This window comes from Phycisphaerae bacterium (assembly GCA_017999985.1).
In the GTDB taxonomy this organism is placed as follows: Bacteria; Planctomycetota; Phycisphaerae; order UBA1845; family Fen-1342; genus JAGNKU01.
Map to the genome: position 1 here is coordinate 66,281 of JAGNKU010000014.1, position 20,296 is coordinate 86,576.

A 20,296-nucleotide genomic window follows, 5' to 3' on the forward strand; every position below is an offset into this window, starting at 1 on the left:
TTTGGTGATATGCCCGAATATCGCCGGATGATTGCCCCGGGCGGTACGTTCTTTCTGACGCTCGTCACCTACGCGCGTCGCCCACTGTTCCGCGACGGGGCGCTGGTGGCGCTGCTGCGCGCGACGGTGGCGCGAGTACGTGGTGAACATCCGTTCGAGCTCCGTGGCGCGGTCGTGATGCCCGACCACATCCATCTGCTCTGCGAGCTTCCGGACGGTGACGCGGACTACTCCACGCGGATCGGGTTGATCAAGGCGCGGTTCACACGGGCTTTCCTGGCGGCGCACGCTGTTCCGGAACCGGTCTGCACGTCACGTCTACGGCATCGGGGGCGTTCCGTTTGGCAACGACGATTCTGGGAGCACACGATTCGCGACGACGATGATTTCGCCGCGCACCTGGAATACATCCATTACAACCCGGTGAAGCACGGTTGGGTGAGCTGCCCGCATGCCTGGCCGTACTCAAGTTTTTCGCGGTGGGTGCGTGAAGGACGGTATCCTGCGGACTGGCAGTGTCGTTGCGCGGCGCAGCATGTGATGCCGCCGGCATTTGACCACATCGCTCGCACGGTTGGAGAGTGATGCCGCGGGGATGGTGGGCGGTGGGCACCCCACGGCGAGGGGATGGTGGGCGGTGCCCACCCTACGGCGAGGAGGTGGAACTCGTGACCGCGTTCGTGCGATTGATGAAGGGTGCGGTGCAGTAGGGTGGGCACCGCCCACCAAAAGCGGGAAAATGTCGAGGGGAAAGGTGTAGGGTGGGCATCGCCCACCATTCGTAGAAACGGCGGGGCGGGCACCTTTGCCTGTGTACCAAGCAGGCGGAATCGCCGGCCGCAGTGCGGCACCCGTGCCCGGAAAAGGCCGGGGGCCCCAACGCACACGGAGGCTCCGAGACGGTACAATACTCGTTACAAGCTGGCTTCACGCCGAGCACGGAAAGCTGGGCACCATCGGTCAACCACGACCAAGCGCATGGCCCGGTGGCGTCCCTCGGGAACAGGACAACCAGCACGTGCCACGAGAACCGACCGTCGTCGATCACCTGCGCAGCCTCGACCTCGGGGCCGACGCCACCGGGGACGAGGTGCGGGCGGCGTTTCGACGGCTGGCACGCAAATACCACCCGGATCTGAATCGCACACCGGAGGGCAATCGCCGCTTCGTCGAAGTGATCGCGGCCTATCGGGCGCTGCAGTTGGCGATGGGCCTGCGTCCGAACATGGCCCACTACCGCCTGTGCCCGCGGTGCGGACACTACGCCGAGTTGCTGGACGGCCTGGACGGCCGACTGGGCTGTCCGGACTGCCTGCTCGGCATGATGGAGAAACGGCGGTATCTGCCTTTGCCCACGTTCGTGACCGTACAGCATTTGGGAGTGATCGTGCTGTACGCCGCCAGCGGCCTGTTCGCGCTGCTTTACGCTGGGCAAGGGTCGCCACAAATGGCCGTGCTGAGCCTGGGCTGTGCGGTGCTGGGGCTGGTGCTGCTCTTTTTCGCGTGCATGACGGTGCCGGACGTTGTCTCGGGGAGGCAGAGCCGGAGGCATCCGTGATGCCCTCGACGTATTCGGTGCGGATGCCGGGCAGGCGATGCGGTGGCCGTGATGTCGGATGAGCGCCTGTATTTCTGTCTGTCACTCGCGGCCGCGGGGCTCCTGATGCTGGTCGTCGCGGCTGGGCTGGCGTTCTCTATGCCGGGGGCGGAAGCGCCGGCGACCAACCGGCCCGCCACCGTCACCGGCGAGGGCGCTGCGGACGGCACCGACGCACCCAGGCCGCCGCCATCCCGTGTGCCCATCTGGCTTCCCGCGTTGCTGGGGGTTGCCCTGTTGGGTTCGGCGTTCGTCGTGCTTCTGCGGGGTTCAGTGTCGCCGGGCTACGCCGGTCCACGGGGCGATCGCACCTGTCGGCGCTGCGGACAGCGGCTCGACTCTGCGGCCGCGCTGGATTGTCCGAATTGCGCTGCGCCGACGCGTTGTCCGCAATGCGGGACTGACCTCACACGCGGTGAGGTTGATGTCTGCCCAACCTGCGGCGCCCCGTGGGGTTGCCGGTACTGCGGATACAGCCTGAAGGGCCTCGCGTCGAACCCGTGCCCGAGTTGCCACGCGCCCACGCTCTGCCACCGCTGTGGCGCTGAGTTGAACCACAACATCACCGGGCGCTGCGCAGGCTGCGGGGCGCGTATTGCCGGCTGGCGCGAGTGGCGTTGACGCGGAGACTACCGGGCCGCGGTGCGTGCCTGGATTGAAAGGCCAATCCCCGGCCCGCACCCGGACTGCTGTACGGCAGTCCACACACTTCACGTGGAAAATCCAGCCCCGTTGGTGGATGGGCGTTCACACGGCGCGGACCTGAACTTCCGGCGCACCGGACTTGCGTGCGGCGTGCATGAGCTTCTCGGCGGCCGCGGTTACCACGTCGAGCGCCTGAGCGCGGTTGGAGGCCTGCACGAACAGCAGCCCGGCATGCACGCCAATCGTCGCCTTGTGCTCGCCGTCAGAGAACGGGTGTCGGGCCAGGTGACTCAGGCAATTGTTGAGCCCCTCGGTCACGTCGCCGCGCCGGCAGGAATTGATCAGCACCATGAACTGGTCATCCGTCCAGCGCGCGACCAGCGCGTCGGACGGCAGGGCGCCGCCCAGCTCGGCAACAACGCTGCGGAGCACGTGATCGCCGAACGCTTTGCCGTGCTGGTCATACGCGGCCTTGAGCTGATCGATGCCGACGGACGCCACGCCGAGCGCCACGCCGTACCGAGCCGCCTGCGCAAGCAGCTTCTCAGCGGCGGCGGTGAACGCGGCGCGGTTTAGCGTGCCGGTCAGGGCGTCGCGGTCGCTGGCCGGCTGCGGACCGGGCACGGCGGCTGGTGCAGGTGCGCCCTGGGCGGCGGCGTCGCGCAGCAGGGCATTCATGCTGCCGACCAGCGCGGTCGTCTGGTCGGCGTTCTCGCGCGCCGTCTGGGCCAGCAGGTCGGTGAGCTGGGCGTGGGGCGTCAGGCCCTCGTTGAAGAACGTGTAAAGCTGCGCGAACTCCGCCTGCACGTCCGCGACGTACGTGGACATGTCCACCGGTGCCCCGCGCTGCTGGAAGAACTCGGACAGCTTCTGTACATCGCCATAGTGCCAGGCGTCCAGCGCGTGCGGGAAGAGCGCCGCGACGTACGTGGCGTCGCGCAGCGGCACGGCATCCACGAACTCGGTGAGCCGTTCGTAGTTGTGGTGGAACGCAATCGTGTCCACGAACATCTCGGGCAGCTCGAGTTTCTGCGCCAGCGCGCGGCCGACCTCGGTGTGATCGATGCCGAACAGGTCACGCTCGCTCTGCAACTGGCTGTCTACGCCGGTCTGCGGATCCTGCAGCAGCTTGAGGTACAACTGGCGGACGACCGAGTACATGACCGTGATGGCGAGGTCCTGGAACAGCCCGGCGACGAAGGCCTCGTCGGCCAGCTTCACGTCGAACAGGCTCGCGTAGCGTTTGGCGGCGACGGCCTTGGAGAGCGACGCTTCCCAGAACGCCTCGGATTCGGCCGGGGTCAGGCGCAGCTCGTTGTGCAGGCCGGTCATGCAGTAACTGATCGCCAGGGTACGCACGGTCCCGAGCCCGAGCAGATTCACCGCCATGCGGACGCTCGTGACCTTCGTGCGCACGCCGGCCCAGGACGAGTTCGACAGCGCCAGGAGCTTGCTGCTCAGCGAGCTGTCGGCTCCGATAACCTTGGCATAGTCCGCCGGCTCAGCCAGCGGGTTTTTGCCGAGCTCGACGAACTTGATCGCCACGGCCGCGGTGGTTGGCAGGTACGAGAGTGAGCCAATCCGGGCCGCGAGCTGTTGCTGCAGATCCGCCGAATTAACCGGAGCTTCAGTGGTGCTGCACGTTTGCGGTTCCATCGGTCGCCCTCACGCCGGCACGTCCGGGGCCGCGCCGCCGGCGTACGACCGTGCCTGCGGTCGCTCCCCCTCCGTCATGACCCCTACTTAGTATCGTGTGGGGATGGGGCCGGCTTGACTGCGGCGGCGCGGTGGCGTGCCGCGCCGGGGCCGCCAGTGCGCGGGTGCGGCCTGCGGCGGGTTGTACTCGGACGCGCGAAAGCAGGGCTGCGTTGTTGATCCTGGCGAACGATCGGGCCGATGATCCCGATGCGTGGGTTGATAAAACCGCGCTGTGTGCGGCCCGGGGCGACACGACTGGCCCCGGGACTGGGAGGTCCGGGCGTGGATCTGATTGCCACGACCAGCAAGCGTGCCCTGCTCGTCGGTGCCGGCGACTTCGTCCGGGACTTGGAGGCATTGCTGCAGGACGACGGCTGGATCTGCCAGCGCGCTGCGTCGACCTCCGGCGTGTTACGCCGCGTGCACGACCAGCCGGACCTCGACCTGGTCCTGCTGATACCGGGGGACGCGGTCGCAGACTACGTCGAGCTGTGCCGCCATATCAAGTTCGATGCACGCACGGCGTTCCTGTCAGTCATCTTCCTGCTTGCGGCCGACGTGCCGACGGGACGCGCGGCTGTGCTGGCAGCGGGCCCCGATGACTGCATCCGCCTGCCGGCCCAGCCGGATGAGCTGATGTTGCGGCTGTCGAGCGCGCTGCGGGCGAAGCGGGCCACGGACTCGCTTGAGGACGCGACGGCCGTCATCACGTCGCTGGCGAATGCCATCGAGGGACGCGATGCCTACACGCGCGGCCACGTCGAGCGCGTCAGCACCTACGCTGTCGAGATGGGCCGGCGGGTCGGCGTCCCGGCGGATGACCTGGCGGTCCTGCGCATCGGCGGGGTGGTGCACGACATCGGCAAGGTGGCCGTGCCGGACCATATTCTGAACAAGCCCGGAAAGCTGACCGACGAAGAGATCGCCATCGTGCAACGCCATCCGGTGGTGGGGCACGACATCCTGCAGCCGCTCCGGACATTTCGCCGCGTGCTGCCACTGGTGCGCTGGCACCATGAGCGGCCGAATGGGCGCGGCTATCCAGACGGCTTGCGCGCGGACGAGGTGCCGCTGCTGGCGCGGATCGTCGCCGTGGCCGACGTCTTCGACGCGCTGAACACCGCCCGCTCGTACCGGCCGGCGTTTCCGCCGCCGCAGTGCCGGGCCATCCTGCTGAAGGCGTCCGCCGACGGAGACTTGGACGCCGAACTGGTCACCGTGCTGCTCGAGATGCTGGACCAGAGCGCCAGCGCGCTCGGCGCAGCGGTTCCGGACGTGCTGGCGGCGGGTGGCATGATCGCCAACCGCAACTGACGCTCGGGCGACGGGGGTACGCGTACAGGATCTGGACCGCAGACGCGTCGCGGCGGGCCCGCTATACTGGATGCCCTCGGCCGCGGCCCACAGCGGTGGGGGCCGGCGGACGCTGTGTGGCCGGTCCTTGGACGGGTGTGCGGCGCGCATGGGAATCCTCCGCGACATCGGGCTCTGGCTGTGGCGGCTCTTGCCGGCCAACCCGATTCTCGTGCGCGTCGTGTCCGGCGGAGGGCGCCGTACGCGTCATCTCTGGGCGCGCATCGTCTACCTGGGCGTGCTGGCGCTGGTCTTCCTGCTTGGGGGTGGGTTGTTCCTGTCGGCGGGCCAGCAGTCGCTCGCCGATCTGGCCAAGAAGGCCACCAACACGTTCATGTGGGTGAGTGTTACGCAGCTCTTTCTCATGAGCTTCGTCGCGCCCGTCTTCTGCGCGGGGGCGATCACGCAGGAGAAAGACGCCAACACTTACCACATCCTGCTTACCACGCCCCTCAGCAACGCCCAGATCGTGCTGGGGTCGCTCTTCAGCCGCATCTACTTCGTCTGGGCGCTCCTGCTCTCCGGACTGCCGATCTTCTGCATCACCATGATCTACGGCGGCGTCACCACGGCCGAAATCCTCGAGAGCTTCGGGTTGGCGGCCTGCACCGGGCTGCTGACCGGCTCCATTGCCATCATGATCAGTTTCCTCAAGATCGGCACACGACGGACGATCTTCGCGTTCTTCGCCGGCGTCGCGGTCTACCTGGTCGGCGTCGAGCTGCTGGGCCTGTCGTCGTACGGCCAGTTGGCGGCCGCGCCGGCCGCGTTCCCGTTCTTCGACCCGCTGCGGCCATACCGCATGAGCTGGCTTGCGCCTGTGCACCCATTCCTGGCGCTGCTCGTCGTGACCGGCCAGACGCCCGCGCCCGATCCGGCCGCGGTGCAGGCGGCGGGCTGGCCGGCACGCTGGCTGCTGGCGTACCCGCAATACGGGTACGTCGTGCTCACCACGGCGGCGTCTGCCCTGATGGTGCTCATCAGTCTGATCTACGTCCGCCGGGGCGCGCGCGAGGGCGAGACGACGTGGCTCTCGCAGCTCGTCGAGCGCGTCGTGCCGCATCGCGCCGGCGAGCGCCGCCGGACGCCGCGCCGCGTGTGGCGCAACCCGATCGCCTGGCGCGAGGCCGCGACGCGCGCCTCGGCGGGCGGGCGTTCGTTTCTGCGGCTGTTCTTCATCCTGGCCGGCATCGTCATCGGGTTCTATCTGCTCATCGTGTACCACGCCGGCGGGTTTGGCTCCGGTGCGGTCGGGGCGGCAGCGGTACGCGCCTGGCTGACTCCGCTGGTCTGGATCGAGCTGGCGGTCATCCTGCTGGTCGTGACGAACACGGCCGCCACCACGCTGACGCGCGAGAAAGAATCGCTGACGATCGAGCTGCTGCTGTCCACGCCGCTTACCAGCCGTTACATCATCGCGGGCATGTTGCAGGGCCTGGTACGGCTGGTGATTCCGCTCATCGCCGTGCCCACCCTGACGATCGCGGCCTTCTGGCTCGCGGACCTGCTGCACACCGGTGCGGCGATGGACGTGATGACCATTGAGGCCGTGTTCCTCGTGCCGCTGCTGATGACGGCGTTCGCGGCGCTGGCGGCGATGGTCGGGCTGCACTTCTCGCTGCTTTCGCGCAAGACGGTGCAGGCCGTGATGGTCAGCACCGGCATCGTGATGGGCGCGGCGGGCCTGCTGACCGCGTGCGGGCTGGCGTTCCGCGGGACGAACCCGACCATCGCCGCGGTCGTGTTGCCGTTTACGCCGGTGTGGGGCTTGCAGAGCCTGCTTGATCCGTGGGCGGTCGCGGAGGCCGCCAACGCCGGCAGCCGCAGCCCGGTGTCGGTGGGCGATCTCATCGCGTTTCGCGTGACGCGGATCGTCTTTGCGCTGGTGGCGGCCGCGGTGTACCTGGCGATCACCTACGCGCTCTACAGCAGCATGGTGCGCAGCTTCGATATGACGGTGCGGCGGCAATCCGTGTGAATGAGGGGAGTCGCGGTTCAGGCGGTGGCGTCTCGAGTGCGCGGCGTGCCCGCGGCGGACGCGGGGACGAACCGCGAGCGCTCTGGGCGCTGACACAGGGCCGGTATGCCGCCCGCGGCCGAGTTCGCCGGTATGTCGTGAATCACGACGGCGCCGGGCTCAACCAGTGCGCCACACCCGATGCGCCGGCCGGGAATGACCGCAGCGCCGATGCCCAGCGTCGCGAAGTCCTCGACCGTGACGGTGCCGGCGAGTCGGACGGCCGGGTGCAGAAACACGCCCCGCCCGAGGACGTTGTCATGTTCCGCGATCGCGCCGGCGGAGATGACGGTGTGGGGCCCGATGCGGGCATGCACGCAGATGGTGGCGCGTGGCCCGATGATGACGTGTTCGCCCAGCACGGCGGAAGGGGAGATGCTGGCAAGCGGGTGGACGGCGGACGCCAGGCACATGCCGCGGGCCTGAAGCGTCTCGGCGAGCGCGACGCGTGTCACGTTGTCGCCGATCGCGACGATGGCGTAGCGGATGCCCGCGCGCAGCAGCTCGTGGACCTGCTCGATTCCGCCGCGCACCGGCAGGCCGGCGACGATCTTGCCGTGGCGCGCGGGATTCGAGTCCAGAAAGGCGACGGGCTGGTAGCGCTCGGCCTGCTCAAGAATGTCCTGGACGAGGCTGCCAAGTCCGCCGGCACCATAGATGACCGCGGGGTCCATCATCTCAGCTCCGCTGCTGTTCCTATCGGCCGAAGTAAGCGGGCGGGGTCGGCGTGATATACGCGACGGCAGAATGTGGTACCATGTGCACGCCGCCCGGGTTTGCGGGCGACCACGGACGGGAGTTCGACGATGGTGTCCTGGATTCTTGCCACGCTTTGCACAACCTGGTTGTTCGTTTCTTCGCCCACGGCGCAGGATCCGCCGGTGCCACCGGCAGAGTCTCAGCCGGCCAGCAGTCAGCCTGGCGCGAGCGGGACGACGCTGCGAAAGCCGCCGCAGGCGGCGATCCTGCGCGGGCTGCTACGGCGGGAGGATCGCCCCGCGCCGATTCGCCCGCAGGACCCCAGTACGGGGGCAACGCAGCCCGAAGCCGGCACGGATGCCAACGGCCAGCCGCTGTTGCTGGAAGGCACGCTGCTGGTGGAACGTCCCGGGCGGCTGTTCATCGAGGCTGACCGCGCCAAATTCGTATTCCAGGCCGGCGCGGACTCTCAGGCCACGCAGTCGCTCGAAATCCTGCCGAATCAACTGCTTGAAGCAATGGAGCGCGAGGCCCAGGGCGGGCTGGGCGACTTCATCATCACCGCGGAAGTGACACGTTACCGCGATCGTAACTATTTGATCCTGCGAAAGATACTGCGTCGAGTCGCGCACGGCAACCTGAGTCCCTGACTTGCGGGACCGGATCCGTAAATCTGGATAAGGTGGGGGAAAGGGGGTCAATAAAGGCTGGCCATAATTGCTCAGTTGCCCCCATATAAAGCAGCCCTAATCAAACAACAACGCTGTATCTGGTGGCCTGTCACGACTGTCCATAAACCTCGCGAAGGAATCGCGATGTGGATGGTAAAATTGGTAATTGTTTCCGGACATCTGGGGAAAATATGTGATATTATAACTGCGTCCGATTAGTTAACGCTGTGAAGGCGGTAGCTGCGGGTCTCCTCGGCTCGCCGCGACTGATCGTGGCCAGTGTGGATCCCGGTCGGCACGGCCGCTCAGGGATGGGCTGCGGACGACCGAAGCGCATCGGCCGGGCATGGAAGCCCCGCCGATGCAACCCTTCAGCGCTGCGGACCCGACTTGGCACGGAGTGCGTGAGGGCGACCTGAAGAAACGACGTCCCAGGCCATCATAAATCGGCATCCATACGATGCATGGTTGATGGCCCCCTCGCTCGAAACCCAACCCCCCCTCCTGTGGACGTCTATCTGGGTCGCCCTTTTCTATTGCGCGATCGGCGTCAAGGCGCTGCGGCCGGCGCGGCCCGCAGCCATTGGTAATCCAGTGTCGAGTGGCTGCCATCGAGGCCGCCGCCCCACGAGAGCATAGCCGCGGGGAACCCGTCGGCATCGTCGTCGGCGTAGCGGATGGCGAGCAGCAGTAGATCTCCAGGGGCAAACGGACCAGCTCCGAATGTGCTTGCGGGGATCGTGAAAGAGAGAATCCGCGGTCCGGTTGCGGGGGCGTCGACCGTGCAACGCCAGCCGGCAAGCTGGCCCGCGGACGTGGTGTGCAGGGCCTGCGGCTGTGGGGCGGTATCCGCGGGAGCAACGCGGACTTGGGTCAGCGCGTCGCTGCCAACGCGTGTAATGCCGATGAGGAGCTGGTCGCCGCTTTCCCGCGCGTGCGCGTCCGCCGAGAACGGGACCAGCCGGTCGTCTTCGATGAGGAGGGCGAGTTCAATGGCGGCGGGCGTGTAGGCGCCGTGGACGCTGACGGAGGCAGTGGCGCGCTGTTGCGCTGCGGGGGTTAGGGCTGCGACGCGGAAAGTGGGCTCGGTCAACTTGCGGTCGCCGGCGGGCAGCAGGTTGGTGAGCGGTCGCGCTGCGAGAGGCAGGTCGATGGTCTCACCCTCGAGGGATAGCCGCAGCGTCAGTTCGACGGGACGTGGCGGCTCGCCCGGCTGGGGCGTAAGGGTGATGACCTGGCGGATCGTGTCGCCGGCTGCGCCGCGCATTGCCACGGCGGACGCGGACGCAGCCAACGGTGAGGGCTTCGGGAGGCGAAGTTGGACATAGCTGCCTTGGAGGTTGCGTGGCGCGTCCAGCTCGAGTTCGAAGGAGGTGTTCGTTCCGTAGAAGACGGTCGCCGGTACGCGGAACCAGGGTGGTGCCAGCGTCAAGGCCGGCTCGGTCTCGGCCTGCTTCAGGGCAAGGGTCAAAAAGAGCGGACGCGGGATGGTGGGCACGAGCGGTGGAGCGCTCGACGTAACGACGGTGCGGCTGCGTCGTTCAAAGTCCTGCACCGTGAAGTCGCCCGGGGACGTGCTGACCGGGACGAGGGCGATAGGGAGCAGGCGATTGGGATGGGGCAGCAGCACCGCGACCTGGCGTTTGACGCCGATGAAGAGAGCGGACTCGAAGGCGTCGGGCGTGCCCGGGAGCGGCCCGGAGCACCGATGTCCAGTGAGGATGCCCGCGGCTGAGGCAAAGCCGAGCAGCGGTGTGCGCGGGCTGAAATCCCGGCGGATCAGGCCGCGCCGGGTCGCCGGCTCGGCGGATTCGTTGTCGTCGTCGCGCAGATCGAACCACGTCAGGGTGGCCACGCCGGCGCGGGCAGCGCGGACGTAGTGGCGCAGAACGTCTTCGGCGTCGGAAAAGTGACCGGGGCCAATGAGCGGCTCGCTGAGATGTGACCACCAGTACGAGGGGTGCCATTCGAGGCCGGTCTGCGCGCGAAACGCCTCGAGCGCCCGGAGGCTGGTCGTTGAATCGCCGGTCGTTTCGAAGCCGAGCGGCAGGTGCGGATTGGCGCGGGCGAAGGCGGCCAGATCGAAGTCCGGGGCGTCAGCGGCGACGCGGATGGGCGGCGGCAGCACGTCGATCTTGGGGTGGGTCTCGGCGAGGCGTGCGCGCAGGGCAGCGACGGCCTCGAGCTGGGCCGCGAGCGTGGCTTGGCCTACGGCTGCGGCCTCGAGCCGAAAGCGGACGAGCCGCTCGCCGAAGTGACCGGCCAGAGCGGTAATTAACGCGTTGAGCGGCTGAACGCGCGCGGCGGGATCGGGCGGAAGCCATTCGGGCGGTTCGGTGATGACGAGCAGGGTGGCCATGTCGCGCGACACGATTGGAATGATTGGATCGAGCAGTGTGAAATCGAATGCGCCGGCCTTGGGCTCGATGAGTCGCCATGGTGCGTCCAGGGCCAGCAGGTTGACGCCGATGTCGCGCGCCACGCTGATTTCCAGGAGTTGATCGAGTTCCGGCTCGCGCAGCAGGTTCGTGCGGACGCCGAAGAACGTGGACCGGCCGCGCGAGACGCGGCGGTTGCTGGGTGTGACGGCGATGCTGGTCTCGACGGCGTTGGGCGTGCTCCAGGCGGAGGCGCGCGCCTGGGCGACCAGCCGATAGAGCCCGGGCTCGCGGATCCGCTGCGAAAAGTCCAGCTTGCGGCGCGAGCGGAAGTCGACGCCGCTGGCGGGCAGATTCAGCTCAGCGCGCTGCGTCTGGAGCACGGTGCCGTCCGGGCGCATCCAGGCGAGGTCGACGGTCAGGTTCAGGGCGGTCTGTCGTGAGCGATTCTCGAGCAGCACGGCCGCGCGAATGTCGGAGCCCGGCTCGTAGATGCGGGTTGGCTCGTCAAACTCGAAACCGCCCTGGATCAGCTCCTGCGGGCGTACGCGGTGCTCGACCAGCAGCTCGTCGAAGAACACCGACTGCTTGCCGAGCCGGTCGGTCGTAACGCGATAGCCCTGAATCTGTAGTGGGTAGGCCAGCGGTTCGGTGCCGCGCACACGCTGTAGCTTGTCCGGCTTGAGGTCGGCGCTAACCGGCACCCAGCGATGCGGGAGTTTCACGATCTGGACGGGCGACTCGAACAACTGGCCGCGGGCGTCGCGCACGCGAAACGCGATGCCGTTTTCCCCTTCGTTGATCCAGCAATAAGTGGAGACGCGGTCGGCCTGTGAGAAGCGGGTCGGCTCGCGAAAGGTGAGATCGCACGCGACACTAACGGCGTGCGTCGTGGCGCCGATCTCCAGTGTCAGCGAGCCTTGGCCGCGCGCGGGGATCGCGACCCGGCCCACGCGGCAGTCGCTGGCGAGCACATTCCGGGCCTCGGCGATCTGGGCGGCGACGGACGCATCCTCGAAGTCGGCCAGCACGGTGAACGCCGGCTCGTCCGCCACCACGCAAGGTGGATGCGCGAGCAGCCCAGCCGCAGCCAGCATGTATGCCGACAGGGCCGGTGATGACGTTGGCCGGGCTCTGGACACGACGGGTCTCCGGGTGCGACTCACGCGCCACGGGCGCACGCCAGCAACTCCTGCCAGCGCCGCGCATATATATGCTTATCGGCGACATGTTGGCGCGCGCGCAGGGCGCGGGGCGACGCCGCGGAGCTGCGTAAGAATTCTAGGCGTTGCCGGAGTGTCCCAAGGTCGGCGAAGGTTTCGAAATGCTCCCCGGGGTGCAACACGTCGCCAAATGCCGACGCGGGCATACGACCACCGGCGGCGTGGACCAGGAGCGGCCAGCCACGGGCAGCGGCGTGGAGGGCTGCCGGGTGCAGGGGGTCCGGCTGGCCCGCCAGCACGCAGGCCCGTGGACGCCAGCCGGGCGGAATCACGGGGTCTGCCCGCAGATGCGTTGCGAGTGACTTGAATTGTCCGCCGGACGGACGCTGCCAGCCGTGGCCCCAGGTGTAGACCGGCGCGCTGCGTGCGGCGGCGGCGGCGGTCTGCGCGGCGATTGTCGCGGGAATCAGAACCTGGGCGATCAGCCGAACGAACGCGGCCCGCAACTTGTCGTCGGTGATGGGATAGTGGCAGTCGCGTTCGGCGGTCGCCAGCAGACCCTGGGCGTCGAGGACGCGCGCTTCCTGCCAGCGCCGCGTCACCTGCTGACCCAAATGCTCCCACAGCATGAGATGGGCGTGTTGCTCGATGCCGCAGGACGTCGGTGTCGCGTCGGGCAGATCGGCCGCGATCACCACGGCATCATCCGGGGTATCCGAGCTTGTGTCTGCGGGAGGCGGCGAGCACGCCCAGTACCAGGGATGGATGCGCTCCGGCGCCACGCCGGCGTCCGCGAGCGCGCGTGCGATTGTGGGGGAGGCGGCGAGGTACTGGGTATCGTTCGCGAGAAGTTCGTCCGGGCGGGTCGGCGCATCGAGCTGCCACACGTACGTTACGCCGGGCGCGGCGATGGGCAGGTGGCTGCGCGGGTGATTCACGCAGACCGTCAGGTCCGGCTGGAACGCGGCGAGCGCTTCACAATGAGCAAGGGCGTGTGCGTGCAGCGGGTCGGTGACGGCGCTGAGCAGGACGGGCCAGCCGAGTTGTCGCGCCGCGCGCGTGATGTGCTCGGCGACGTTCTGAGTCGGAGCGTATGTCGTGAGCGAAATCACGGCGACGCGCGGCCGGTCGGGGAGAGCGCGAGCGGGTGGCCGGGGAGCGGCGGCGAGTTCGCGCAGGCGGCCGGCGCGCTGCTGCGTGATCGTTCGCAGCACGTCTTCACCCAGCGTCCGCAACGCGGCGACGCGCGCGGCGGGCACCAGAAACGGCAGCAGAATTTCGCCGGGCGAAAGCAGGCCGGGGTGCCGTTCGAGGAGTTGTGTCAGGAAGGCGTATTCGCGTTCCGGCGGAACGAGGATACAGCGGTGGCTGTTTAGCGCGGCTGCGAGATTCTGGACGCGCAGCACGGCCGCGAGGGCGCGTGTGTCGTTCTCCATGACGAACACAGCGCGATGGGCCGGCAGGCGCTCCAGGAGCATGACGATCTCAGCGCCACTGCCGCACGTGGGCAGGGCGGGGTTTTTGCCACTGGGATCGAGCTTCGCGATCAGGCTGCGCGCCCGGGCGAGTGGTGCGGCCGTGCCGCCAAGCCACGTGGGCGGCGCGCCCGGCGGTTCGATGCGGTAGGTGACGAAGTCGTCGAGGGCCAGTGCGGGGCGCCAGTGGTCCGGGAGCGCGACACGCGCGAGCTCATCAGACAGCCCGGGGTTCTGGCCCTGCAACGCCGCCAGGTTGGCGGACCACACGGTCGGGTCGAGGTTGGCGGGGCGCAGCGCGTCGAAGTGCGTCAGGTCGATCCTCGTCGGGTCGGAGCTCATCGCTGCGCGCCTCCGGTGCACGCCGCACGATCAGCGGGCAGGATAGTACACGGCCAGCCAGACCAGAAACGCGCACCAGAGGATGAAGAGCGCGATGAGCGCGACGAGCGGCCACGCGGGCCGGCGCGGATGTGTGCCGAGCGGAGCGTCCGGCGGTGATTGGGTTTTCGTGTCGACCATGGCCGGTTTCCTGTGCTAGCCGCGCGCGTCCGGTTCGGGTTTGGCCGGCGCGGCGGCGGCGGGATCGGGGGCGAGTGCGGGCGGTCCGTGTGCCAGGCGGCGGACCTCGGGCAGCACCCACTCCGCGGCGAACGTTCGCAGCGTACTGGCGACCGGGATGGCGAGCAACATGCCGAGCAGGCCGCCGAGCTGACTGCCGATCAGCAGCGCGACCACGATGACCAGCGGATGCAGCCCGGAAGCCTGGCCTTCGATGGCTGGGCTGAGGACGAACGACTCGATTGCCTGCACCGCCATATACACTGCCATCGTGAGCACGACCGGCCAGAGCCAGGGGGTCCCGGAATCGTTGGCAGCGAGGAATGCGAACACGAGCGCGGGCGGCAGCGCGAGCAGCGACATGAACGGCACCAGGTTCAGCACGCCGGCGAGCAGTCCCAGCGCCAGGCTGTAGGGCACGCCGACCAGCGTCCAGCCCAGCGCCATGAGCAGCCCGACCACGAGGCATACGATGCACCGGCCGCGGAAGAATGTCGCCATCGCCCCGTCGATTGTCCGTACGGCGCGGATCACGTTCTCGCGGTACGCCGCCGGCAGGTAGTCGCGGATCAGGGCGATGCCCTCATTGAACCGCCACAGGAAATAGAACGTGAACACGGGCACGAGCACCAGGAAGCTGAGGCAATTGGCGACGTTGGCGGCGGCGGCGCTCGCCTGGTCGAGGACCACACGCGCAATTCTGATTCCGTGTTCCTGGAGCAGCGGTGCCGCCCAGGCCCACCAGTCTCGGCCGGTTGCCGCGGCGGTTGCGGGTGCGGTTGCCGCAGGCTGTGTTTGCGCCTCGGCCTGCAGTCCCGCGATGAATTTTCCGGCCACCTGCACGTAGTGGGGGATGCGGGCCTGCAACTCGGCGAGCTGCGCCAGCGTCCGGCTGCCGGCGTACAGTCCCCCGACGAGCACGACCAGCGCCAGCAGGGCGAATGCGACGATCACCACCGCCAAGCGCGGGATGCGCCGCTGCCGCTCGAGCCAGGTTACGAGCGGATTGAGCACGTAAGCCAGCGCGGCGGCGACCAGCAGCGGCGTGAACACGCCGCGGAGCACGAACGCGATCCAGCAGAGCAGCCCGAGCGCGATCAGCAGGGAGCCGAATCGAATCCAGCGCCGGGCCGGCTCGGAGAGGCTGGGGATATAACTCGGCATGCCCAGCGGCGTCCCTACCCTTCGGTGTCGTCCATGTTGATTTCGTATGTCCCGAACGCGGTGTCGAAGTCGTAGACATCGTCGAAGTCAGTGATGTCGTCCGAGTCCTGCCGGCCCATCATGTGCAGGCCGATCATCAGGTAGACCATCTCGCCGAAGTCACGCGTACGGTGGATGTTCCAGCGGCGAAGCACCTCGCGGGCCAGTGGGCCCCACATCTGGATCGCCAGATGACGGAGCGCCTCGCACAATTCCTGCCCGGTCACGTGACGCGGGCCGGCGTCCGCTTCCGTGCCGTACTTGCCGCGGGTCGCGAATTCGAGGCCGCGATGCAGGAACTCGAACGCCTCGGGCGCATAGCGTCCGTCGGCGCGAATGGCCTGCTCGAAGCGTTCCATCAGCTCCACGTCCATAACCGCCATTCCCTCGCGCGCACTCAACCCGCCGCACCCCCGCCCGCCGGCGGCGTCCCACCCTCGGTTCGCCCGCGGCGGCGACGCCGTCCCCGGCGGCGGCGCCGCGCCGACCCCTCGGGGCGCGCGGCCGGCGCCTGGTCGGGCAGCGCGCCGGGCGGCACCGCCGGCGCGGGCGCTGCCGGGGGGGCTTCCGCTTCTGGCGCTGGCGGCGTCAGCTTGCTCTCCGGTGGCGGTGGAGCCACGGGCGGCCGCGCCGGGGGGCGCCCCTGGTCACGCGGGTCGCGATCGCGGCGCCGGCGCTGGCCGGCGTCGGCGGCGCCGCCGCGTGTCTCCGTGGGTGCATGACCCGCGGCCGGCGTTTCCTTCGGCGGCGCGGGTGGCAGGTTGAACGCGCGGATTTCGTCGAGCGGCACGGCGAAGGGACGATTATCGTCGGTCTGCACCAGCACCAGTTGCGTGAGCACCTGGCGATCGACGACGGTCGCCGGCCCGTACTCGGTCTCCACGCGGCTGCCGGTGCGCGGCAGGCGTTTACTGAGCTCTTCGTAGCCAAAGTGCTCGTAGCGCAGACAGCAGCGCAGGCGGCCGCAGCGCCCGGAGACCTTGCTCGGGTCGAGCGTCGACTTCTGGAGCTTGGCCATCTTCATGTTCACGGGCCGCAGCTTCTTCAGGAAGTTGCGGCAGCAGCACTCACGCCCGCAGACCTCGTAGTCGGCCACCAGCCGGGCTTCGTCGCGCGCGCCCACCTGGCGCATCTCGATCCGCGTGCGGTAGCGCTGTGCGAGCTGCTTGACGAGCTGCCGGAAATCGACGCGCGTCGGCGAACCGAAGTAGAAGACGATTCGCTCGCCGCCGAGCAGATGTTCGGCGGTGATGATCTTCATGTCGAGCTTGAGCTCGTGCGCGGCTTCGGCGCAGTGGTGAATGTCATCGCGGACATGCGCGTTCAGGCGCGCGTGCTCGTTGACGTCCTGCTCGCTCGCGACGCGCAGAATGCGGCCCGCGCGCGGCCGGCAGAACTCTGCGCCGCTGGTCTTGATGTACGCGAGCATCGTCTCGCGCGGCACCCCCAGGTCGCAGCCGCAGCCCGGCACCGGTGCGCCCACGGGCTGGCCGAGCTCGATGCCGCGCTCCGTCTGGACCACCACGCGGCTGCCGCAGGCAAAGGCGAGGCCGGGCTTGCAGGAAAACTCGCCCAGGTATCCCATCGCCCCATAGCGCACAACACGGGCCGGGCGCAAGGGCTCCTTGCGCGGCTCACCGCCAGGTGCGCCGCCACCGCGGTCGGCGCTACCCGGGGCAGGGTTCAGGTTGTCGGGTTCCGTTGCCATGGTCCAGCCATCGCGGGCGCGCTCGGCTCGCAAGACGCGCGCCGCGCCCGCAGTTAATTCTAACGTATTCTGGCGTTATTGCGGAACGGCGACAAGCTGATCGAGGGCGCGGCGGCCACCGATCTCCTGGGCCCCGAGCCAGACGCGCGCCCCGGCGAGGTCGCGGGCACTGGGTACGACGTACGTCTGGGCACGCAGTTCGCCGGGCAGGACGGCCAGGAACACGCCTTCCTGCTGGGGCCGGTGCGGGGGCTGGCAGAACGTCTCGAAGCTCACCGGCCGGTTCGAGGAGTTGCGCAGCGACTGCTCGATGACGAGGTCGTCACCCTGCCACCAAGCCGTCACGTCGATCGAGATGTTGCGCAGGCCGATCTGGATGGGCACGTCGAAATGCAGGTCGACGTTATCCGGGCTGCGCAGCCGGATGTCCGTGCCCATGGGCTGCTCGACTGCCAGCTCGCGCGGCGGCAGCTTGATCTCGAGCCGCTGGGAGAGCGTCTGGCCGGGGGCCAGGTGCACGGGGATGGGGTTGGGCGTCAGGTTCCAGGAAGAAGGCACGGTCAGCTCGATGGTGCCGTACAGGTCGGTGTCGTACGGGTTGCGCAGCGTCAGCACCGGCCGCGGCTCGGGTTCGTGCAACTGCAGCAGGGCGGGCGCGACCCGGAAGCTGTCCTGCAGCAGCAGCAGCTCGGCATTCAGGTTGGTCAGAAAGGCTGGCGTGTTCGTCAGTGGCACATGGGCCCGCAGGCCGTCGAATTCAAGCGGCACCGTGCAGCCGTCCAGCCGCGTCAGCTTCGCGTCCGGGCCGACGTAGAGGTCGGCAAAGACCGGTGCGTCGTCGCCGCGCCATGTCCAGAAGACCAGCGTCTGGCGGCGGCCTTGCCCGAACAGGATCGCGAGACCATCGCCCGGCAGCTCAAGCGCCGTGACAGCGGACAGGCCGGACAGGAAGTGCACGAGCGTCCGCAGCGCGATGTACTCGTCCGTGGGCTGCCAGTGCGCCACGCCGCCGGTGGGCACCAGCTCGAACGGGGCCGGCACGTACACGCGGGTTGCCCCCAGCGCCTTCGCCAGTGTGACCCGCTGCGCCAGGTCCGCCAGCCGCGCCGCCTTCGGCACGTTGCGACCACGCTCCACGCCGAGGCTGAACCAGCTCGTGGCACTGCTTGCGGCAGCGGCGGGCTCGTCGCCCTCGTCATGCGACAGGAGGAACGCGAGATGCCACGGCAGCGCGGCTGGCGGCAGCGATGCCGGAAGCCACACCGACCATGTGAATGTGCCGGGGGGCAGCAGGCCCGGGGTGGCCGGTGGGATGGCCGGCATGCGCTCCAGGGGCGTCTCCGCGTTCGCCAGCGTTTCCAGGAGCGCGGCCGTGGGAGCGAGGTCCAGCGCGGAGCAGGGGATCACGAACGGGGGAATTGCCGTAAACCGCTCCAACCGGTGTCGCACGTCTTCCACAGCCGCGCCGGTCCAGGCCGGCACCTCTTCGACCTCGTCCGCGTCGCTGCCAAGCTGCCAGGCCGCGAAATGGTTGCCCAGCGCGGCGAGCGCCGGTCCGAGGCGTTCGTCCCAGCCCGGACCGCCGCGGAGTGCGCGGGATACCGTGGTGCGGGCGCGGGACTGGTCTGCACTTGTGAACGGCAGCACCACGGCCGTTGCTTCGATCTGATCGGCGCCCAAAGCCTGAGCGAAGTCGCGCACCTGACGCATGTAAGGCATCTGGTCGAGGTCGGGGGACGTACCGACGATCGGCAGTCCGAGCTTGACGGCGCCACATCGCAGCCCGCGGATCAACTCCGCGGCGCCCGGCGTTTCGCGATTGCGGAATCGCCCCAGGTCGATCCCCAGGTCGGGCACCAGCGTGCCGCCGGCGGGCAACGCGGGCAGCACGGCGAAGCGCAGCGCGCGCTCGATCAGCCGGTCGTCGCCGGAGGTCACGCGCACGTGGGCGTCGTAGGTGCCCGGCGGCAGGGACGGGACGGGCACGCTGTATTCCTCGGTCACCAGCGGCGGGAGACAGAAGTTGGTCTGCTTGTGCGGCACACCAGCGTCGTCCACGATCATTAACTCGGCGCGCAAGTCCGCGAGCGTGGCGTTGTGCAGCGTGAGTTGAATGAACTCTCCGCTGCCGGGATGCACCAGGCCCCCAGGATTGGAGAACCGTAGGGTGGCGCGCGGGACGCGCACGATGGCGACGTCGTCGAACCACACCTGCGCATCCACGTCCTGGCGCACGATGGGATCGACGCTGTTGGCGGGCGGCTCTTCGAAGACGTACGTCTGCAGTACCCAGAGCTGCACGCGCAAGGCCCGGGCGCGCGCGTCCTCGACGCGCAGCGGGATGTCGACCCGCTGCCATTCCTCTTCGCGGCCGTTGTGGGGGCTACGCGACCGAATGAGCTGGCTGACGTGCACGCTGTCCGCAATCCGTTCGCCGGCCTCGTCCACAAGGAAACAGGCGATGAACGCGCGGGCGTGGACCAGCCCCGTGGCGCGGACGAAGCCTTCGATGAGGTAGTCCGACTCGGGCGAAATCTCCAGGTCGGCGTGTGCATACTCGTAGACGATGTTCCCACCACAGAGATTGAACCGGAACGAGGGCGCCGCGCGGTGGCCGACGGCGTCGTCGAAACGCCCGTCGGAGTACAGCGGCAGCCCGTCGCCACCAAGCCGGTGCCAGTACATGGGCACGTCTTCGAAATTGCCGAGCGGGCGCTCATCGAAGTCGAAGAGCTTCACCAGGCGATAGAGCTTGGTGGGATCCACGTCGACCGGTGCCGTGCTGACGAGATACAGCTCCTCGGCCGTGACCGAGATGTCGCCGTCCGGAAGCACGGTCCCATCGTCGGTGGCCGTGAACACGGGCGGATCCTGGGTCGGGGCCGACGCCGGGACCTCCGCACTGGCCACCGGTACTGGAGGCTCAGCCGGTGGCTCGTCAGCCGTTTGCGCAAAACCGGCGCTGCCCGCGGCGAAAGTGTACAACGCCGCCGCGAGCACCCCGGGCAACCAAACGGGCGCGCGGAATGAGTGGATCATGTCTCTCACCATCCCATCGGATAGGGCGGGGCAAGCGGTGAAGATGGCGCATGAGCGGGAGCGACGGAGCGTTGCCGGGGTCCGTGTGC

15 protein-coding genes are annotated in these 20,296 nt (G+C 68.4%); 6 read left to right on the forward strand and 9 right to left on the reverse strand.

Going from position 1 to position 20,296, the window contains the following annotated elements; genetic code table 11:
- Positions 1-9: 9 nt before the first annotated feature.
- The 3 genes from KA383_16585 (at position 10) to KA383_16595 (ending at position 2,218) form a co-directional block, all read left to right on the forward strand.
- Positions 10-585 (forward strand): transposase, encoded by a 576-nt coding sequence (locus tag KA383_16585; GenBank protein ID MBP7747735.1) that lies wholly within the window; start codon positions 10-12, stop codon positions 583-585.
- 463 nt (positions 586-1,048) lie between these two features.
- Positions 1,049-1,558 (forward strand): J domain-containing protein, encoded by a 510-nt coding sequence (locus KA383_16590; GenBank protein MBP7747736.1) that lies wholly within the window; start codon positions 1,049-1,051, stop codon positions 1,556-1,558.
- Between the two features lie 51 nt (positions 1,559-1,609).
- A complete protein-coding gene (locus KA383_16595; GenBank protein ID MBP7747737.1) occupies positions 1,610-2,218 on the forward strand; it encodes a hypothetical protein in 609 nt (202 codons plus the stop codon).
- Positions 2,219-2,344: 126 nt separating this feature from the next.
- Here KA383_16595 and KA383_16600 read toward each other — a convergent pair whose 3' ends face one another.
- Entirely contained in the window at positions 2,345-3,898 is a 1,554-nt protein-coding gene (locus KA383_16600) for an HDOD domain-containing protein (GenBank protein ID MBP7747738.1), read from the reverse strand.
- 324 nt (positions 3,899-4,222) lie between these two features.
- Between KA383_16600 and KA383_16605 the strand changes: the two genes are divergently transcribed.
- Positions 4,223-5,254 (forward strand): HD domain-containing protein, encoded by a 1,032-nt coding sequence (locus tag KA383_16605; protein MBP7747739.1) that lies wholly within the window; start codon positions 4,223-4,225, stop codon positions 5,252-5,254.
- Positions 5,255-5,402: 148 nt separating this feature from the next.
- Positions 5,403-7,271, forward strand: a complete 1,869-nt coding sequence (locus KA383_16610; protein MBP7747740.1) for an ABC transporter permease subunit — start codon at positions 5,403-5,405, stop codon at positions 7,269-7,271.
- Positions 7,272-7,288: 17 nt separating this feature from the next.
- Here the strand turns inward: KA383_16610 and KA383_16615 are convergent, their stop codons facing one another.
- Positions 7,289-7,987: an acetyltransferase gene (locus KA383_16615; protein ID MBP7747741.1), complete on the reverse strand. Its 699-nt coding sequence runs from the start codon at positions 7,985-7,987 to the stop codon at positions 7,289-7,291.
- A gap of 129 nt (positions 7,988-8,116) precedes the next feature.
- Between KA383_16615 and KA383_16620 the strand changes: the two genes are divergently transcribed.
- On the forward strand, positions 8,117-8,659 hold the full coding sequence (locus tag KA383_16620) for a hypothetical protein (protein MBP7747742.1): 543 nt from the start codon (positions 8,117-8,119) through the stop codon (positions 8,657-8,659).
- Between the two features lie 571 nt (positions 8,660-9,230).
- Here the strand turns inward: KA383_16620 and KA383_16625 are convergent.
- From KA383_16625 to KA383_16655, 7 genes are all read right to left on the reverse strand, one after another.
- Entirely contained in the window at positions 9,231-12,200 is a 2,970-nt protein-coding gene (locus KA383_16625) for a hypothetical protein (GenBank protein MBP7747743.1), read from the reverse strand.
- A 20-nt stretch (positions 12,201-12,220) separates the two neighbouring features.
- A complete protein-coding gene (locus tag KA383_16630) occupies positions 12,221-14,038 on the reverse strand; it encodes a glycosyltransferase family 1 protein (GenBank protein ID MBP7747744.1) in 1,818 nt (605 codons plus the stop codon).
- 30 nt (positions 14,039-14,068) lie between these two features.
- On the reverse strand, positions 14,069-14,218 hold the full coding sequence (locus KA383_16635; protein ID MBP7747745.1) for a hypothetical protein: 150 nt from the start codon (positions 14,216-14,218) through the stop codon (positions 14,069-14,071).
- Positions 14,219-14,233: 15 nt separating this feature from the next.
- The gene (locus tag KA383_16640) at positions 14,234-15,421 is read right to left on the reverse strand and encodes an AI-2E family transporter (protein ID MBP7747746.1); all 1,188 of its coding nucleotides are present in this window, start codon (positions 15,419-15,421) and stop codon (positions 14,234-14,236) included.
- A 14-nt stretch (positions 15,422-15,435) separates the two neighbouring features.
- The gene (locus tag KA383_16645) at positions 15,436-15,834 is read right to left on the reverse strand and encodes a hypothetical protein (protein ID MBP7747747.1); all 399 of its coding nucleotides are present in this window, start codon (positions 15,832-15,834) and stop codon (positions 15,436-15,438) included.
- A 23-nt stretch (positions 15,835-15,857) separates the two neighbouring features.
- Positions 15,858-17,168, reverse strand: a complete 1,311-nt coding sequence (locus KA383_16650; GenBank protein ID MBP7747748.1) for a hypothetical protein — start codon at positions 17,166-17,168, stop codon at positions 15,858-15,860.
- 75 nt (positions 17,169-17,243) lie between these two features.
- The gene (locus tag KA383_16655; GenBank protein MBP7747749.1) at positions 17,244-20,030 is read right to left on the reverse strand and encodes a hypothetical protein; all 2,787 of its coding nucleotides are present in this window, start codon (positions 20,028-20,030) and stop codon (positions 17,244-17,246) included.
- Positions 20,031-20,296 lie beyond the last annotated feature (266 nt).

Coding starts and splice junctions, on each gene's coding strand:
- KA383_16585 (MBP7747735.1), top strand. CDS start 10: ATGCCCGAATATCGCCGGATGATTGCCCCGGGCGGTACGTTCTTTCTG.
- KA383_16595 (MBP7747737.1), top strand. CDS start 1,610: ATGTCGGATGAGCGCCTGTATTTCTGTCTGTCACTCGCGGCCGCGGGG.
- KA383_16600 (MBP7747738.1), bottom strand. CDS start 3,898: ATGGAACCGCAAACGTGCAGCACCACTGAAGCTCCGGTTAATTCGGCG.
- KA383_16610 (MBP7747740.1), top strand. CDS start 5,403: ATGGGAATCCTCCGCGACATCGGGCTCTGGCTGTGGCGGCTCTTGCCG.
- KA383_16615 (MBP7747741.1), bottom strand. CDS start 7,987: ATGATGGACCCCGCGGTCATCTATGGTGCCGGCGGACTTGGCAGCCTC.
- KA383_16620 (MBP7747742.1), top strand. CDS start 8,117: ATGGTGTCCTGGATTCTTGCCACGCTTTGCACAACCTGGTTGTTCGTT.
- KA383_16630 (MBP7747744.1), bottom strand. CDS start 14,038: ATGAGCTCCGACCCGACGAGGATCGACCTGACGCACTTCGACGCGCTG.
- KA383_16635 (MBP7747745.1), bottom strand. CDS start 14,218: ATGGTCGACACGAAAACCCAATCACCGCCGGACGCTCCGCTCGGCACA.
- KA383_16640 (MBP7747746.1), bottom strand. CDS start 15,421: ATGCCGAGTTATATCCCCAGCCTCTCCGAGCCGGCCCGGCGCTGGATT.
- KA383_16645 (MBP7747747.1), bottom strand. CDS start 15,834: ATGGACGTGGAGCTGATGGAACGCTTCGAGCAGGCCATTCGCGCCGAC.
- KA383_16650 (MBP7747748.1), bottom strand. CDS start 17,168: ATGGCAACGGAACCCGACAACCTGAACCCTGCCCCGGGTAGCGCCGAC.